Source organism: Gracilibacillus thailandensis, from assembly GCF_010994055.1.
GTDB classification, from domain to species: Bacteria; Bacillota; Bacilli; order Bacillales; family Amphibacillaceae; genus Gracilibacillus; species Gracilibacillus lacisalsi.
In genome coordinates this window covers 1-17,155 of sequence record NZ_WJID01000017.1, presented here as the reverse complement: position 1 = coordinate 17,155, position 17,155 = coordinate 1, and the positions used below count along the sequence as shown (strand labels likewise).

Genomic DNA, 17,155 nt, shown 5'->3' with positions numbered 1-17,155 from the left:
CCACGGGAATTTCACCCCTGCAAGTATTTCTTCCAGCCCTACTCATAGCTTGCGACGCTTCAAACGCTCGAACTATGACGATAAGGGAGTATCATTATCCGTACTGATGTGTTATCGCCAGCAATCCACCACGATCACGTTAGATTCATAGATTATCGCTCGTTCCTTTTGGAAGTCATGGCGTATGAAGCAGGTGGCTCGTCATCAGTAGAACGTATCTGATTTTTTGCTTATACTGTACGGCGTTATCTTCCGTGCTTTCTTTGTCAAAGAACAAATATATGATTAATGAAAGGGAAAACCTAACCATTCTGTATTCAAATTTTGAAAGCTAAAACAGATTGCATAAGCTTTGCTCGTAAGCGTTCGCGTGTATCTTCATCGATGCCCCAATACGTGTTTCCTTGTTCATCACGGAACTTACGCATGGATAGGCTTGTCATATAGCTTCCATAATGTAGAACAACTTACTTTCATTGCTTCTGGCTCACCCTTATTTGCAGCTAAAATAATTGGGTACGGCAATAAACCACGCTCGTTGTTTCCAACATTAGAATTAATCACTCCATTCATCTGCATGTTCCTCCAAAAATCGTCTTAACTTTTTGAAAGAGCTTGTCCTCCTATACTGAACGGTACTACGTGGAATACCGAGTAGTTCGGCTATTTCTACATCTGATTTATCAAAAAAATAGTATAGTAGGACTGTCTTACGCTTTTCTATTGGCAAAGTACGCAACGCTTCAGCGAGTAATTTCGGAGTTATTTTCTTTCCAACCACTTGAAAACTTTGTCCTTCTTCTCCTTCATATTGCTGATCTAAGGTATAGAGTTGATTTTCTTCTTGTGGTGTGAGATCAGAAAATGTCATCTCCTTTGCTTGTCGTTGTTGTCTTTCGTTGAAAATATTAATTGCTTCATTCCTCAATACACGTTTACAAAAAGCATTAAATGCACAGCGAACTTGCCACTCGGTACGATCTGGTTCTATCATGCATTTCCTCTCCCTTCGCAACTGCAAAGGTGAGTGATGATTTCCCATTTCATAACCTTCAACAAGATTGTTTATGAAATGCCAAAAATAAGAGCAATATTTTAAAAAAATATTCATTAAATACAAAAAAGCCCAACTGAACATAAGCCAAGTGTGACTAAAAATTTATACATATTATTAAATGGAAAATTCTATTTAAAAAAGTTAGTTCAAGAAGAAAACAAATTACGACAAAACAAAAAGTAAAAGTAGTATATGAACTAAGGCACGATTATCCTGTGAAGGCATTAATCAAAATTTCCGGTATTCCACGTAACACTTATTATTATAAAATTAATACTTTTAAGCACTCAGATAAAAATTCAAAGTGGAAAAGGCTCATTAGTTCTATTTTTGAGAAGCATAAGGGCAGATATGGTTGTCGTCGTATCCTCATTTCTTCTTTAATACTCACCATCCCTAAAGTATCTTTGACACAAAGGGAATCTGCTTAATTAAATAACTTAACAAGAAGCAAAGTGGTATCGTGATCAGAATCATAGCTAAAAACATGAAGGGTGGTGGAAAGTGGATGACCTTCAATCCAGCAATAACAATAGCGATAATCGGTATATGAATGATATAAATCACGAAGGAATGGGCTGACAAGAAGGTCCAACCTTTTCCTTGATGAAAAACTCTTTTGCGAAAGAATATGATTAATCCGAGAATGACGCCAACACAAAATAGAGCTTCCCAAAGAGAATAAACCAAAGATGTCCAGTTCCAGCCGCCAGAAAACTGTAATCCGTCTACCCCAAATATCAAGACTAAGGGAAGGAGAAGAATCGATGCTCCAATTGCAATTCCAAAACCCGCCCTCCCCATAGAATCAGGGGTATTTCGAAACCAATTGCGTTGATAAGCGATGATGCCCAAAATGAATAGCCCAACATATTGTGGGAGATCATAGCCGCTTGCTGTAAATAGTCCAACGAATGCTCGAACCTTGGGAGATCCGCCTGGCAAGTCGAGAGCAGGGACCCACAGTCTTATGATGAAATATGATACTGCTAATATCATGACAAAGATGGCAAGCATTGTGTAGGTGGGTGGCTTACTCTGACGAACTACTGATAGCTTATTTTTACTCATAAACTTCGCCCAGACTGCGTATAAACAAACGAATACGAAAAGTAGCTCGACGTACCACATCGGCCCGTAAGTTAAATGTGAAAAATAGGTTTGCCATGTAAATGGCTCTTGGTTAAGTATATAGGCTTCAATTGCTTGAACTTGGCTAAGAATGAAAATATAGAAGATAAATGGGATTAGGAATCGGGTAGATCTATCCTTGATAAACCGAGTTGCCCCATTTCGTTCAAAAGATAAAGGGACAAAGTAACCAGAAATAAGAAAAAATGTCCCCATAAAGAAAGTCTGGTTAAAAGCAAGGAATAGAAGGCCCATTACAACCCCAATAGACCCTTGTATTAATACCTCGTTGTAGATGGAAAAATACACCAAATGATGAAGCACAACCAACACTGTAAGAGCTCCTCTTAGGTTATCAATAAAATATAATCGTTCTTCCTTTTGGGGAGACAAGCTCCCTATATGTCTTGAATTCATAATAATTCTTATGTTCCTCTCTATAAACATTTGAAAATATATTTCAACGGAGCATCCGCCAAACTGGACGGCTATGTATAAACCGTCCTAATTGCTCTATATTTTAATTTTCTCTTTTAGTTGATCCGCCTATTTTCCAAGAGGCTAAACTTATGACCCCACCAACTACAATAAAAATAATGTCCATAACAATTTCAAATCCCTGAAACGCATTAATATAATTTACCAAAAACCAGCTTTTACCACCATTAGTCAAATGATTAATTAATCCGCCTACTCCCTGTATAACAAAAAGTAGACCAAGTCCACTGATTATTTCTTTCATGATGAACACCTCATTAATAATTTTTTAATTTAATATGCCTCTAAGACCGATATTGAAAAAAACCGCACCTACTACTCCTATCGCTACCAACAGTGAGGAAATCGGAGCTTCATTTAATTTTGATCTAATTTTATTTAGAAATTGTTGCAGTCTCTCTTTAAACATAATATTAACCCCTAACAAAAGAAGAGAAGGAAGCACCATTACAAGATTGTAGCCAATTATAATAAAGATAGAAGAGGAAGGCTCAATTGTTAGGTGATTCATTAATAAAATTGAATAAAAGTAAGGCAATGCAGTTACAAATTCAATTAGAAAAACAATGATACCTAATATGATCATCCCTTTCATCGTTGTTTTTTGGGGTATAAATGAAATTAAACGCTTTTTTGTAGTATCATTTGGTTTACAGAAGCTAATTAGAACAATAACTGCTCCAAAAAGGAGATAAAACCAATTGATAAAGTCAAATTCAGATAATTTTCCAATTCCTTTCAATAATGAATCTCCACCAAAGTATAGTAATAAGCCCACTACGAAGTAGCCAAACTGCGTAATAAATAAAAAAACAAGCAAGCGAGAAGATAATTGATTAGGCTGTGTCAATAATAAATAAGCTGTTACAGCAAGTACACCAGGACTTAATATATCAATTAATGCGCAAATAGAAATAATTAGCAAAGCTATCGATGTGTCTATTGATGAAGAAGGCATCAATGCTTCAATACTTTCGATCAAATATAGAGTCCCTCCTTTTTATATGTTATAATTTAAATAGCACGGCGTGTTAAAATTATAATAACACACTGTGTTAATAAAAGGAAGTGATTTTTTATGCCAAGGATTGTTAATCATGAAAAAAAGAGGAAGTCAATTGCTGAAGCCGCTTGGAATATAATTAAGAAAGAGGGAACAGAAAAAGCCTCCATAAGAAGAGTTGCGATTGAAGCAGGCATGTCTGCTGGAGCGTTAAGACATTACTTTTCAACTAAGGATGAAATGTTATTATTTATCATGGATTACTATCTGGAAGAAGGTAAAAAACGATCTCAAAGTAAAAGTTGGTCAGACAATCCATTGCAGGCTGTCGAAGAGGTTTTATTGGAGCTTGTACCAATTGATGAAGAAAAGAAAATAGAAACGAGTGTTTGGTGGATTCTTGCACTTCAGTCACTTACAAGTGATACATTAAAAGAAAAGAAAGATGAAATGACTAACGGTACATATGAATTAGCAAATTCAATGATTGAGATATTAGTCCTAAAAGGGAATTTATCTGATTCAATTAATGTAAAATTAGAAAAAAGTAGGCTAGCGGCATTAATTGATGGATTGTCCATTCATGCTCTGTTAAGAACTGACGTCTACTCTCCAGATAAGGTGAAGGAAGTAATCCGTTATCATTTAGAAACACTCTGTAATAAAAGTTGAGTTAATTGGTTATGTATTAATATTATTCAATGAGTTAGTAGATTTTGTTTTTTAGAAAAAAATTGATTTTTTTCACTTAAAAGCTGCAATAGCCGAACAAGGAGTGACCCAAATTTGGCAACTACTATTGTGTTAAAAAAGCAGATTAGTGGAAGAAACTAACTGTTCGTTTGTCTATATTCGAATCGATGTTCTGGTACCGATTTTTCTCTGTTTTTGAACTCAAAGAAAAAAGCGCTCGGCCTAAAAGACACACCATCTGACCAGCCAAGAGTGAGCATACGAAATCCCTTGAAAACCTTCCAGTTGTGTGGTTCTTCATTCTGCTAAACAGTTCAATCTCCTTACTTCGATTAGATGGAAATAAGGAGGATGATTTGAACCTCAAGAGAAGACAAAAAGAAGAAAGCTAACCCAATGCTTGTTTTATTCACGTTGGCCGTGGCCAGTTAATAAATGAAAGTCGTTTAGTAACTGTTATGCAACTGTAAACCCATTAAGATTATATCATTGTCGATTAACAAAGTATTGTGCTAGGAGGAGAAAAAATTATGTTCAATGAAAGAAGTATATTACAAAATGATATAGACTCATTCCCAGGAAGATGGTTAGGAGGGCTTTCTTTAATAATAGCTCCTATCTTATTAGTTATTTCTGCACTGCTTAGAATACAATATAATTTCTTTTTCCCTGATCAGTTAGCAGCTTATGATACACATCCAACCTTAATGCTCACATCCTATAGTCTATTTTTAATTGGAATGATTTTATTATTTCCAGCTATTTTAATCCTTGTACAGTTAATTAGTATAAAAAAGCCAAGTCTAGGTCTTTGGGGTGGTTTATTAGTAATTGTTGGTTTATTTGCAAGGGCGTTCCACTCGGGAGTAGATCACTTCGCTTTTCAAATTGTAGAAATTGAAAATGTTGAAGTAGCTACAAATTTTGTTGGCGAGTTTTACGGTATGTTCAATGTTGTTAATATATTAAATTTTTCTATCCTTTTTGGCTGGATTGTATTAGCTATAGGAGCATATCTGTCTAAGGTTTTTGGGTGGTTTCGATCACTTGCTTTAGGAATGATGTTTGTCTTAGCATTGGGGGTACTAAAAGGAACAAATATGACAACGATAATCTCACTAACAGGACTCTGCATAGCTCTTCCTCCTTTAGGTGTTCAAGTTTTGAAAAGTGGGAGTAAGCCCAAATTGAAAACCGTACTTTTTTACGTAGTTATTATTGTATTGGTGCTCAGTTCGTGGTTATTCATGAGTGAAATGGAAAGCCCTAATTAAATTCATATTGTGTTTATTACAATTAGAGGTATATGTAAAAGGTGCTTCTGTTGATGTAGTGGGACTTCCCTAATCGACAGGAGCTTTGCATCTCTTTCACATTTCAATTTTCCACAATCGGGCGCTATTCTTATAAAGAAATTAGCCCATTTAAGGCCATTTTCTTTGTGAATCTGATGTGGATTTGAAAAAATTGTTATTAATTCAAGTTTCGGACATGAAAAATAAGCTTTAACGATTGGTATGAAAGGGATAGGTGCAATTCTATTATCTTACAATCAACCGGATATCAGATAGCAAATTGAAGTGCTAAGAGAACAAAAGGAAAGCCATACACGTACAAAAAATTAAAAACAGATAACGGATAAAGGTAAGGATCTCCTCCTGGCAGCAAAGAATGAGCGTATCAAAAAACTTGAAGAGGAAAACAGACAGCTCAAAAGTGAACTAAAAAGTTTCGTGGGAAGCTTTATGGGACACTTTTAGAATAAATATCCACAATGTCACAGAGATTTACCCATGTACACTCATTATTCTCATGGCGCAGTTTCATCCGCTGGCAATATTGATCAACTGATTCAATAATTCCGTGCAGTATCAATTGATCATAAGGGTGAAAAACCTTTACATAGATGTTTGTTTACTGGTCTATAGCATCAGAAATCGTTCTAGCAACCTCTTCGATTCGCTAAACATAAGGAAAATGCAACGTGAACTAACGTTTCCCTTCCTCATTTTTGCAATGTCATAATTTGCCCTGTAGGGTTATGTATTTCTGGCACAATTTGTACCATCATATTGAGTAATGTTAATTCGTTACTATTAGCACTAAAAGTAAGTGGAGGCATATTCAGATGAGGTTGCGACACTAACAATTGGGGTTTTAATCTCGCATCTTCTAAAATCTGAATTATATCAAATGATTCATTAGCAAGTGTAAGAGCTTCTTTTTTTGATAAATGAAGCCCTCGCTCAAACTCTTTATCTCTATCTCTTTTATCTGCTACATTAAAAAATACTGTTTCAAGTCGTTGAGGCACTGGACCTTTTATATGAGATATTAGATTTGCTATGGTTACTCTCTGGAGTTGGAGGCCATAGTCTTCTTCTGATAATTGTTTAATTGCTGGATAAACCCATTTTTTTCAGATATACATTTTTCCAACATACTATCAATAAGTAAGGTAGAAATATCCAATGAGCAACCTACTTTCTGTACTAGTTTGAAATACTATTATACCTATTTCTACGTGGTAAAATAAATTCCCTTCTTAGCTACCTGCTAGTTCGCTTAAAAACTTCAACAAAAAAGCATTAATTCGTACTCAATTAACTACCTCTTTTTGCCTTGGCATTCCCTTCAGATTTTTAAGTAAAGATGTTCGGCTGTAAGAATGATGAGAAAATTGAAATTTACGCGATATTAAAGAGAGTTTTATTCATACCGGAAAAACTTATCATAATCATCAATTTGATCCGGACTTATTCCAGTTTTATTAATCGCTTCTTGTTGAAATGAATTATTGCAACTTTTACATATATAGTATTTATTTTCTCCTTTTTTGATTTTATAATATTGTGAATCAGAATGATTAATCGTAAATTTATTTTTGCAGAAAAAACATATAGTATCCAACATATTTTTTTCACACTTCCTATCAGATTTTTATTGAAAAGTAACTATTTTTTAAACCTATGATTCAAAATGTGAATTTTTCCTCTAATTTCCTGCCGTTCAAAAATAATTTATTTTTAACTTCAACAAGTTACAAGCTTATCCGTGAACTGTATTTTTACTAAAAATATGACGGCTACGCCTGTAATGGAAGGAAAAGCTGTAATATAATAAAGCTACTTCCTGCAACTGTTCAACAAAATGCCCCTTTGAAGTGCAGCTCATTATAACACAAACGGACTATAACTTCAAAGGCATATTCAATGTATTTTATCTACCTCAAGCCATTTAGGAGTCTCAAACTTAAATGATAAGTAGTCTTTAAAGACTTTCTGACGGTAACCACATTCAGGATAACGTTATGGTGGGTCGATTGCTTCCCCGAACTGGGACTGATCCCTTATCTGTGTTTTCGTGATATTACCATTCTAGTAAGCTCAAAAAATGACTGATGTGGTCGGAAACGTCCTTAGGATGGGTCAAAGTGATGATGTGATTAGCACCAGGTATACTCACAAAGTTAATATTGGGAATTTCCTTATATAATTGTGCGATTTTAAAGAGATCTTCTGAGTCCTCCTCGCCTATGATAAAAAGTGTCTTCGTTTTAATTTCTCCCAATCTTTCCATCGCTGAATTGGAGGAAACAGTTTTGAATGTTTTCCAATCAAAGGTCTTTTGAATATTATGTATCATCATCTCACGCAATAAATCGTATGCTTTTCCGATAGAAACGCTCCGGGAAGCCTCGCTTAATGTTATATTAGTCATTTTCTCGACATCTGGTGCAACTTTAGAAACTCTGAAAAGAAACTTTTTAATATGGAGTAATTTTGGTCCACACTCTGAAACGGCAATACGTAATCCCCTAAGTATGTCTGTAAAGACCGCTTGGGATGAACGGAAAATAGAAAATTTTAAAAACGACGATGAAATAGTGGAGTTATTTCATCAAAACAGTTCACTGTTTACTACTTCTGAATTTGAAATTTTTATTGAATTCGAAGAGCATGTACAAATTTTAAAACTTAATCATACCAATCGTATTGATCGCACCGCTTACAAGACTTTTCCCCAATCATTTAGTAAAATGATTACCAATATTATCTTAAAAAATGGTGATTCAGATGGTGAATAGTAGTGATATCCCTAGACTTGAAAGTGTTGACTTTTTTGAAAAGGCTATAAGACAACATAATAAAGTAATAGACTTAAAAAAAGTAAATGAATATTACTATTCTGTTGAATTGGATGATGGAGGAATTATAAAATATAACTTACCAATATATATACTGTTAGTTTGGCAGATGTAATGGAGTTTTCTAGCTCTTATGATATCGATGCCATTGTAACTATTTCAATGTGGAATGGATATACTCTTGAAGCTAAGGAATACTCTCAAAGCATATTTAATGAATTGATGGGAGCACTTAACTTTGAAAAACCTGAAGAGTATTTTTCTGGATATCATGATGGAAAGAAATATTATGATGGAGTTCAATGAGATTAGTATTTATCAATTTGGTTCATCTCTAAATACACAAACTCCAAATGACATTGACTTATTGATTGTATATAGAAATAGATCTTACAAAGAAATTATCAAGCTTATTCGGCTAAGAAGAACATTGCGGATTCAGCTACAAAATATATTGGGAATACCGATAGACATAGTTCTTCTGTCAAATAAGGAAGAACGTCAACTGCTCTATCTTGATCAAATCAACTATAAGAAAGTCCTTTAGTTAATTAAGTTCGTTAGACTTAAATAAAATAGAAACCTAATTCTATTCTTCTGTTATTTCTCCATTCAAAAAGACACTTCAATATGAAACGTCTCTTGTTTAAAATATCAAATATTTTAGTGATAACTCTTACTGTGATTTGCATTTATTGCATTAAAATTGCATTATTTTAATTTTCTATATCAATTTATATAGATTAATACTTCTTTAAAACCCTTTAAAATCAATGATATTGCTCTATATCTAGCATCGTGAAAGTAGAGTGGGAGTAGTTGTAGTAGAGCTAGAAACCTTTGTGTTTCAAGGGTTTTTGGCTCTTTTTTATTTTTTATTGCACTTTTTGTTTTCTTAAATAGTCAACAGTGAATTGATTTTTCGGTGAGGAATCATAGTTTTGTTCAGCTTGTTTGAATGTGATGATTCCATTTAGTGTGTTAGCTACTTCAAAGTTGCTATTTGGATAGAGGTGTCCATATGTTCTTAAAGTTGTTTCGATATCTTCATGCCCTAGACGATCTTTAATGATGAGCGGGTTTTCCCCATATTAATAAGTAACGAAGCATAAGAGTGACGCAATCCAAGAATTCTGATTCGGTGAATGCCAGCTAGTTTAGCGTAACGCTCAAAAACATGTGAGAGAGTATGTTTTTGTGTTGGAATGTCACTGTAACTCATCACAAAATCTGTTTTGATAAGATCTTGTTGCACATTTTTCCATTTTGATAAAATATTTAATGATATTTAATGTACATTCATCAAGTACAATGTGTCGAACACTTGCTTTTGTTCCCGAATTAAAATCAACATCCTCCCATTTAATGGCGGTAGCTTCACCAATTCACATTCCTGTCATAAACAAGAACCATAAAGAAACAAAAAGGAAATGTTGGTAGTAATCCTCTTTATAAATGAAAGAAATTACTTTTTCAAATTTAAGTGTCTACTCTATAGGGTACATTTTAAAAAAAGCGGTTATTTTGAATATTTTTATATACTGCATTTTCAGCCTCAAACTCATTTCTGTTTACAATCTCCCTTCTGGGATATTCTTCAGGGTGAGCTTTACTTTCTAAGGATGGCTTACTTCCTTTTCTTTGCCTTGTAAAAGTGAACGGGCTTGGTGTAGCATTACAATAAAGTTTGATCATTTTCTACTTGTGTTGTTCCTTTAAAATCCTGTTAATAGAAGGGTGTTCTGAAATATGAATACTTACTTCCTTTTTATCACAGCAATTTCCACGGTAACAAATCTGCAAACAGTAGCCTTTTTAACATTCAGTCACAGTTATAGCCGTGTTTACCTACTTAGAACTATGCATTATGTTTAAACATGTTATCAAATACTAACGAAATGGCAAGTTATATGGTTTCAAAAATCAATGATCTCGATTTTCTTTCCCGATGTGGTATAAAAATAAGAACCTTGGTATTATTATTTCGTCGAAAGAATTAATTCATTAATCCAAATAGAAAAAGGCAGTGTCTGACATTCTTTAAAGAAAAAGATTCTATTGGTTCAAAAATATATACCATCTTATAGGAGAGGAAAAATGATTAATCAGGAGAACGAACAAAATCTAGTATACGAATTTAAAAAAAATCAGGATATATTATTTGCAATCGGGGATCAAACCAGGCAAGCCATCCTTATTACCCTCATGCAAGGACTACAACATCCCGGTATGCGAGTGGGAGAGATTACGGCAAAAACACATCTTTCACGCCCAACTGTATCCCATCATTTAAAAATTTTGAAGGATGCAAAGATCATTAATGTTCATAAAGAGGGGACCATGAATTATTATCACTTGGACTCAAAAAGCAGGCTTAAATTACTTAAAAATCTCATTGATCAGATCGAGAAAATATTTTTGAAATGTGAAGCAGGCACTATTATCAGGTCGAAAGGAACGGAGGGTGAAAATGACTGTAAAAACTAAGGTAGTGGAAGCCGTTAATGGCGTAAAAATCCCTCAATTAGGTTTTGGGGTGTATAAAATAAAGAAAAAGGAAGAATTTGAAACGGCTATTAGTGAGGCTATCCGGATAGGTTTTCGCCACTTTGATACTGCAAAAATTTATGGAAATGAAAAAGCATTAGGCGTAGCCATTGAAAAAAGCCTGATTCCTCGAGATCAATTTTTTATTACTTCAAAAGTGTGGAATACGGATCATGGTTACAAAGCTACTAAGAAAGCTTTTGAACAAACTTGTAAAAAGCTGAATGTAAAATACCTTGATATGTACCTCATCCATTTTGCTTCACCACATTACCTGGAAACATGGAAAGCAATGGAGGAGTTGTACATGGAAGGAAGGATCAAGGTTATTGGGGTTGCGAATTTTGAAATTAAGCACCTTGAAAAACTCATGAAACATTCCAAAATCCCACCGATGATTAACCAGATTGAGACTCACCCGGAGTTTCCGCAAAATGAACTTCATGATTACCTCAAGAATCACCGCATCTTACATGAGGCTTGGGGTCCGTTGGGGCAAGGGAATAAAGCGTTGCTAGAACATCCGGAATTAAAAATCATTGCCCATGAACATCAGAAAACTGTAGCTCAAGTCATTCTACGTTGGCATCTCCAACGAGGAATTATTATTATTCCAAAATCATCAAATCCAAAAAGAATTAAAGAAAACAGCGAAATCTTTAATTTTACGTTATCCAGTGAAGAAATGGGAAAAATCAACCAACTCAACACGGGTAGAAGATATTCGATAAACCCCACCGGTTACATTGTTAATCCATTTTACAATAAACTGATGAAAATTTTCATTAAGTAAGTTCAGTGAATAATTTTAATACCCAATGCGGAATTTAGCGTTTTTATTATTCGAAAAAACAGCCCAAAGAAGATCAACAGTTTCCAGTGCAACCATTTTATAAACGGTATAACATTATTCAAAACGGTACATCTTTTTTATAAACAGTACGACTATATTTTAAATCCACACTTGGATCTTGTTTTGATGATAATGAGTATACGGACTATAAGTATCTAAAATTGTAATTAGTAAATTAGCGCTTTTAAATATGAGCATATTAAACGTTTTATGGAACTTGGTGTAGCTTATTAAAAATACATGTAATCTCTATATTTTGATCTTCTGCTCCAACACTTAAATCTTCTCTTTCGCAGACAATCAAGGAATTATTAAAAAATATTTCTAAAGCTTCAACAATTGTTGATTTTCCGGCATCGTTTTTTCCAATAAATTATTCAACACTCTTCAATGATTCAATCATATCGATTTTCATTATTTTTCTTCTGAGCAATAAATTCGATATGAATGTTAATACAAATGTAAGTAAGATTGCCAAACCTATTGAAACAAAACTAAGAGTATCAGGAATTTGTTGATTGGAACTGGATAATGCTTGAACAACCACTCTATACACATAACCGCTGATTGGTAGAGCAATAATAACTGCAATTGAAGTCAATATGATATTTTCAACAAAAATAATACGATTGATATTATTCTTTTGATAACCTATTACTTTTAAGGTTGCTAATTCACGTGTACGCTCATAAATATTAATCGAGGAAATGGTAAATATTGCACCAAAGGATAATAAAATTGCACAAAGGATGAATATAATAAAAACTGGATTATTCTGCTCAATAATATTGTCCACTGATTTTTCAATATCACTCTTATCAGAAATCCTATCAACAGAAGAATCCTGTTCAAAATGATGTTGAACACTGTCTATATTTGCATTATTGTTCAAGTGAACCAACAAGGAAGATGGATTGTAATCAACACCAAGGCTTTTGATGTACTCAGGAGTACTATAAAAAGACGGATTCGTATATTGAGTTGATATTTTAGCTACGTTAATATTGATATGCTGTCCTTGCTGCTCAGAACCAAGTAATTTAACTTTTATTGTATCTCCTTCTGATATATCATATATATCAGCATATGATTTTGGCACTAGCACACCCGTGTCATCTAATACAATATTGTTAATCCGATTATCAAAGAAGTGAATTAAATTATTCTCTTTTTCCGTAATAACCATGGAGGCATTATTTTCATCAGCAAAATCTACAAGCTCGATAGGGATCGTTTCAATTTCAAAATATTTATCAACATCAGGTGGCAAATTTACAGTCTCAAGTAATATTCCATCTTTATAATCCACTCTAAAATCATATTTATAAACTTTATTAATCTGGGAAGCAATAGTTTTCATTGAGCTTTCAAAGCCAAAAGCAGTGATTAAGAGAATTACACAAACAATTACTCCAACAGAGCTTGCTAAAGCCTTCTTTTTGTTTAGAAAAATGTTTCGCAGAATCAATTTATTTCCATAGGATAACTTTTTCCAAAATCGAGGGATTCTTTCCACTAAAATTTTTTTCATTTTTTTTGGTGGCTTCGGTCTTAATGCCTGCGCTGCTCGTTCCTTTAAAATACTTCTTCCACTTAGAAAGCAGGCAATTACTCCAAAAAATATAGAAACAATAATTGGTGGAAATATAGTATAGAACGAAACTGACAAGCTAAGATTCGGTAAAGAATAGGTTTGTTCGATTACTGAGTTAAGTACATTAACAAGGGTTACGGCAGTAATTAACCAACCTAAAATAGAACCAGTAACTCCTATCAAAACAGGATATCCCATATAATGCAGTAAAATCTTACTGTCTTTAACACCCAATGCTTTCATAATACCAATTTGATTTCTTTGAGAGTCGATAAGTCTTGACATGGTTAGAAAAATGATAACGGCAGCAACCATAAACAGTATGAGAGGAGCCACAGTACTCATTAATTTGTTATTACTAATGGTTACGTTTATTGCAGAATAGCTAACTGCTCTTTCTTTATTTATCAGGTAAAGGTAAGGAAGTTCTTGTGAATATTCTTCAATGGCATTACTGATATGATTCATCTCATATCCCTCTTGTACATCTACAATTAATTCATTGTAATAAAATCCGCCTGCCATTTCTCCTATTCGATCTTCATGGATATAGGCCACACCATACGTATTGTGGTTTGGAAGAACAAGGGATGGGTCCTCAATATTAAATGCATGCTCCACATTTTCTCCCAATCCGCTAATAATAAAATCAAAACTTCCATCATCTGTATGAATCGTGATCTTGTCACCAATTGCATAATCATGAGCTTCGCCATAACGGGAATCTAACAAGATCTCTTCTTCACTGGATGGAGTGCTGCCACTCGTTACAGCTATGGTGTTGATCTGGTTATTCTGCGGGATGCTATGTATTTTCAAGGATGTATGATAATCATCAAAGATTTGACTTGCCTCAAACGTATATCTACCTTCAATATTATTAATCCCCTCAATATCCTTTATCGGAGATATTTCACTTTTCGTAATTTCACTGTAATAGACATTGAAATCTGCTAAATTATGTTCTTCAAAATAATTATCGGTATATTCGCTAAGATCACTGCTTATTGTAACTAATCCAGCATAAAAAAAAGCACCTGCCGCAATAACCAACACTATTGATAAAAACTGCCCCTTGGACTTTTTTATATCTCTTAGTAATTTTAAATTTAACTTTCTCATTACCACTCAATCTCCTCTATACTCTGAGTTACATCATTAGTTTTCACTTCCTCTATTTTTCCGCTTTTCACTTTTATAACTCGATCAGCAATAGGAGCAATAGCAGCATTATGTGTAATTAAGACAATGCATTTTTGGATTTCTTTATTTAAATCCTGCAAAAGTTTTAAAACCGATTTACCTGTTTTGTAGTCCAGTGCACCAGTAGGTTCATCACAAAGCAACAGTAAAGGATTTTTTGTAACAGCTCTGGCTATAGCAACTCTTTGCTGTTCACCTCCAGAAAGTTGTGATGGAAAGTTATCCTTACGTTCATCAAGTCCAACTTCACCTAATATTTCATTTGCATTCAGATGATTTTTGCACACTTCAGAAGCAAACTCTACATTTTCAAGTGCAGTCAGGTTGGGAATCAAATTGTAAAATTGAAACACAAAACCTACATCTTCGGCACGGAATACTGTTAATTTTTTTTCGTCATATTTAGTAATTGCATTTCCATTAACAAACACTTCACCTGACGTAACTGTGTCCATTCCACCTAGAATGTTTAAAATAGTACTTTTGCCAGCACCACTTGCTCCCAAAATAACAACCAACTCGCCCTCATAGATTGAAAAATCCACCCCATCTAAGGCTTTAATAGTCATGTCACCCATTTTGTATTCTTTCGTTACATTTTCAAATTCTATTAATTTCTTTTTCATGATAACCCACTCCTAAAAAATGAAGATGTTAGTAAAATTTTACTAACATCTTCATTCTAAACCTGTGGGTTACCCCCAGCTCAAGTCTTTTTTATTGTTTTATGGGAGCATACATTTCTAAAAACACACGTTCAAGTCCATTTTCATATGTAGTCAATAGTATGTTTATATAAGCTGTTCCTATTAATTTATAACCTTTTTCTTGTGCTACTTTTAAAAGACTTTGTCCCACTTCATGATCAATATTTTTTTCACCATTAACAAATCTACCATCTTCTATTACCGTATAAATACACTTTGAATGGGAAAGTACTTCTCCTTTTAGACTATTGTCGGTATCTTCTATTTCTCTTACAACGATGAATCTCTCCTTTTTTATCCCTTCTTCATCAAAATGTATTACACGTCTAGCACTTGTTAAAGTAACTGCTTTCTTTAAACTATCGGTACTATTTCTTATAATTTCATATTCATCGTAAGCAGCATATTCAGTTAATTCACCTTTTACTTCTATTGGTTCCATCTCTTTAACCGTAAATTCACCTAAGTGTTCTTTAATTTTACAATAATCTTCCTTCACAGAATTTATCTTCTTTAAGAGACGTTTTTTATATGCAAGTTCCTCAAGTATTTTCGCTTCTTGCTCCACTAATAAAAATTCTAAATCATCTACGCTTTTACATTGCCTTATCTCTTGAATTTTCTTGATCTCTATATCTAACTCTCTATAAAAATTCGTCGTGATGACATCATGGATATCATAGGCATTATATTTTCTATAACCATTTTCATTATCATACTTAGGTTTGACCAATTCTTTTTCTTCGTAATACTTTAATGTTTCTCTTGAGACTCCTAAAAAATTACCTACTTGACCGATAGTATACATAATACTCCCCCCATATTAATTGAGATGTAAGCACTTATTTAATATCCCTAATTTAATAAAATAATACTGCTCTAGAAGAAGCTTAACTCTATGCTACTTTCATATTTAGAATATAATAAAAAATTTGTTTACACCACCAATATATGGTTGTTATCTGTCTAAATTCAGATTAGATTTCAATGATTAGTTTCCAGTTATAATAAATCGAAAATAATTGAATTCAATTATAGGAGAAGACATTAAGCTGAAAAAAGAGAAGAAATATAAATTGTATATTCAGTAGGATTGAAATTTCTAGAAAGGGAACAAAGGCTAATTTTTCTTTGCTCCTTCATTTTACTTATTAAGTTGAAAAGAGAATAACATTGTATTATTGACCTCCACTGCTTTTAGCCATTAGCTCTCTGCAATAAAAATACAAGCAACTCCACGATCTCTACTAAGTTATCAGCGATCGGGACCCTGCCCCCAATCACTGATAACTAAGTAGAGATACTGCCGTAAAGGAAAAGCAGCTTTGCTGTGGATATTGTAGTGGCAAAGTTATTGTAAATAATTAGTAGAATAAGTGTCGGTGGAGGACATGCAGATGATTAATTCTAATAGGTTTCTTACCAAATTCTCTACCAATAAAAAATATTGATAGGGATTATTTTTTTGGTGTTCGGCTTAGTAGCCTAATATTCGAAGATAATAAAGTTGTCTACCTTTATCAGCAATAGGCGAGAAGACTCCCACCTCAAGGAATGAAAATGAGTAGGTGGGAGATGAATTGCCTTCGGACAAGAGATGGCTCACTTGCCATCTCGATTGTTCAACTATTCAAGTGCTTGCATGCTTTCTTTTTTCCTGAAATGACCGATCCACCATGCAAAATATAGTATAATAGATGTATCGTGATACAGAGAGAGGTG

At 33.7% G+C, this 17,155-nt stretch carries 19 protein-coding genes and 2 pseudogenes; 6 read left to right on the top strand and 15 right to left on the bottom strand.

Annotated elements, in window-relative coordinates; translation table 11 throughout:
* Window positions 1-317 precede the first annotated feature (317 nt).
* The 6 genes from GH715_RS22020 to GH715_RS06795 all read right to left on the bottom strand — a co-directional run bounded on the left by GH715_RS22020 (window position 318) and on the right by GH715_RS06795 (window position 3,668).
* Window positions 318-428, bottom strand: coding sequence for a helix-turn-helix domain-containing protein (locus GH715_RS22020; RefSeq protein WP_455429201.1), 111 nt, complete (start codon window positions 426-428; stop codon window positions 318-320).
* A complete protein-coding gene (locus tag GH715_RS22015) occupies window positions 421-573 on the bottom strand; it encodes a hypothetical protein (RefSeq protein ID WP_455429202.1) in 153 nt (50 codons plus the stop codon). The genes GH715_RS22020 and GH715_RS22015 overlap by 8 nt, the downstream gene beginning before the upstream one ends.
* On the bottom strand, window positions 557-994 hold the full coding sequence (locus GH715_RS06810) for an RNA polymerase sigma factor (RefSeq protein ID WP_153834727.1): 438 nt from the start codon (window positions 992-994) through the stop codon (window positions 557-559). Before GH715_RS06810 ends, GH715_RS22015 begins: the two co-directional genes overlap by 17 nt.
* Window positions 995-1,453: 459 nt before the next feature.
* Window positions 1,454-2,581, bottom strand: a complete 1,128-nt coding sequence (locus GH715_RS06805; protein ID WP_240469358.1) for an acyltransferase family protein — start codon at window positions 2,579-2,581, stop codon at window positions 1,454-1,456.
* Window positions 2,582-2,708: 127 nt separating this feature from the next.
* Window positions 2,709-2,930: a hypothetical protein gene (locus GH715_RS06800; protein WP_017795852.1), complete on the bottom strand. Its 222-nt coding sequence runs from the start codon at window positions 2,928-2,930 to the stop codon at window positions 2,709-2,711.
* 24 nt (window positions 2,931-2,954) lie between these two features.
* Window positions 2,955-3,668, bottom strand: coding sequence for a GAP family protein (locus tag GH715_RS06795; protein WP_153834725.1), 714 nt, complete (start codon window positions 3,666-3,668; stop codon window positions 2,955-2,957).
* 96 nt (window positions 3,669-3,764) lie between these two features.
* Between GH715_RS06795 and GH715_RS06790 the strand changes: the two genes are divergently transcribed.
* Entirely contained in the window at window positions 3,765-4,361 is a 597-nt protein-coding gene (locus tag GH715_RS06790) for a TetR/AcrR family transcriptional regulator (RefSeq protein ID WP_153834723.1), read from the top strand.
* 154 nt (window positions 4,362-4,515) lie between these two features.
* On the opposite strand, the pseudogene GH715_RS21930 reads toward GH715_RS06790, so the two are convergent.
* Window positions 4,516-4,731 (bottom strand): annotated as a pseudogene (locus GH715_RS21930) (IS4 family transposase); the annotation flags it as partial.
* A 181-nt stretch (window positions 4,732-4,912) separates the two neighbouring features.
* Between GH715_RS21930 and GH715_RS06785 the strand changes: the two are divergent.
* Window positions 4,913-5,656, top strand: coding sequence for a hypothetical protein (locus tag GH715_RS06785; protein ID WP_153834722.1), 744 nt, complete (start codon window positions 4,913-4,915; stop codon window positions 5,654-5,656).
* 731 nt (window positions 5,657-6,387) lie between these two features.
* Here the strand turns inward: GH715_RS06785 and GH715_RS06780 are convergent.
* Entirely contained in the window at window positions 6,388-6,696 is a 309-nt protein-coding gene (locus tag GH715_RS06780; protein ID WP_153834721.1) for a hypothetical protein, read from the bottom strand.
* Window positions 6,697-7,751: 1,055 nt separating this feature from the next.
* A complete protein-coding gene (locus GH715_RS06775; RefSeq protein ID WP_228760260.1) occupies window positions 7,752-8,102 on the bottom strand; it encodes an alpha/beta fold hydrolase in 351 nt (116 codons plus the stop codon).
* Window positions 8,103-8,205: 103 nt separating this feature from the next.
* Between GH715_RS06775 and GH715_RS06770 the strand changes: the two genes are divergently transcribed.
* A complete protein-coding gene (locus tag GH715_RS06770) occupies window positions 8,206-8,469 on the top strand; it encodes a hypothetical protein (RefSeq protein WP_153834720.1) in 264 nt (87 codons plus the stop codon).
* 162 nt (window positions 8,470-8,631) lie between these two features.
* Window positions 8,632-8,835 carry a hypothetical protein gene (locus GH715_RS06765; protein ID WP_153834719.1) on the top strand — a complete coding sequence of 68 codons (204 nt, stop codon included), beginning with the start codon at window positions 8,632-8,634 and terminating at the stop codon, window positions 8,833-8,835.
* Window positions 8,836-9,404: 569 nt separating this feature from the next.
* Here GH715_RS06765 and GH715_RS06760 read toward each other — a convergent pair.
* Both GH715_RS06760 and GH715_RS06755 read right to left on the bottom strand, forming a co-directional pair.
* A pseudogene (locus tag GH715_RS06760) lies at window positions 9,405-10,010 on the bottom strand (site-specific integrase); the annotation flags it as partial.
* A gap of 25 nt (window positions 10,011-10,035) precedes the next feature.
* Complete coding sequence (locus GH715_RS06755; protein ID WP_240469357.1) at window positions 10,036-10,224, bottom strand: hypothetical protein; 189 nt, start codon at window positions 10,222-10,224, stop codon at window positions 10,036-10,038.
* 402 nt (window positions 10,225-10,626) lie between these two features.
* Here GH715_RS06755 and GH715_RS06750 point away from each other — a divergent pair, with 402 nt between their 5' ends.
* Both GH715_RS06750 and GH715_RS06745 read left to right on the top strand, forming a co-directional pair.
* Window positions 10,627-11,016, top strand: a complete 390-nt coding sequence (locus tag GH715_RS06750; RefSeq protein ID WP_153834718.1) for an ArsR/SmtB family transcription factor — start codon at window positions 10,627-10,629, stop codon at window positions 11,014-11,016.
* On the top strand, window positions 11,000-11,869 hold the full coding sequence (locus GH715_RS06745; RefSeq protein ID WP_153834717.1) for an aldo/keto reductase: 870 nt from the start codon (window positions 11,000-11,002) through the stop codon (window positions 11,867-11,869). The genes GH715_RS06750 and GH715_RS06745 overlap by 17 nt, the downstream gene beginning before the upstream one ends.
* A 268-nt stretch (window positions 11,870-12,137) precedes the next feature.
* Here GH715_RS06745 and GH715_RS21925 read toward each other — a convergent pair whose 3' ends face one another.
* The 4 genes from GH715_RS21925 to GH715_RS06725 all read right to left on the bottom strand — a co-directional run bounded on the left by GH715_RS21925 (window position 12,138) and on the right by GH715_RS06725 (window position 16,241).
* A complete protein-coding gene (locus GH715_RS21925) occupies window positions 12,138-12,299 on the bottom strand; it encodes an AAA family ATPase (protein ID WP_163578513.1) in 162 nt (53 codons plus the stop codon).
* A gap of 3 nt (window positions 12,300-12,302) precedes the next feature.
* Window positions 12,303-14,645 carry an ABC transporter permease gene (locus GH715_RS06735; RefSeq protein ID WP_153834716.1) on the bottom strand — a complete coding sequence of 781 codons (2,343 nt, stop codon included), beginning with the start codon at window positions 14,643-14,645 and terminating at the stop codon, window positions 12,303-12,305.
* Window positions 14,645-15,352 (bottom strand): ABC transporter ATP-binding protein, encoded by a 708-nt coding sequence (locus GH715_RS06730; RefSeq protein ID WP_153834715.1) that lies wholly within the window; start codon window positions 15,350-15,352, stop codon window positions 14,645-14,647. Before GH715_RS06730 ends, GH715_RS06735 begins: the two co-directional genes overlap by 1 nt.
* A gap of 91 nt (window positions 15,353-15,443) precedes the next feature.
* Complete coding sequence (locus GH715_RS06725) at window positions 15,444-16,241, bottom strand: MerR family transcriptional regulator (RefSeq protein ID WP_153834714.1); 798 nt, start codon at window positions 16,239-16,241, stop codon at window positions 15,444-15,446.
* Between the last annotated feature and the right edge of the window lie 914 nt (window positions 16,242-17,155).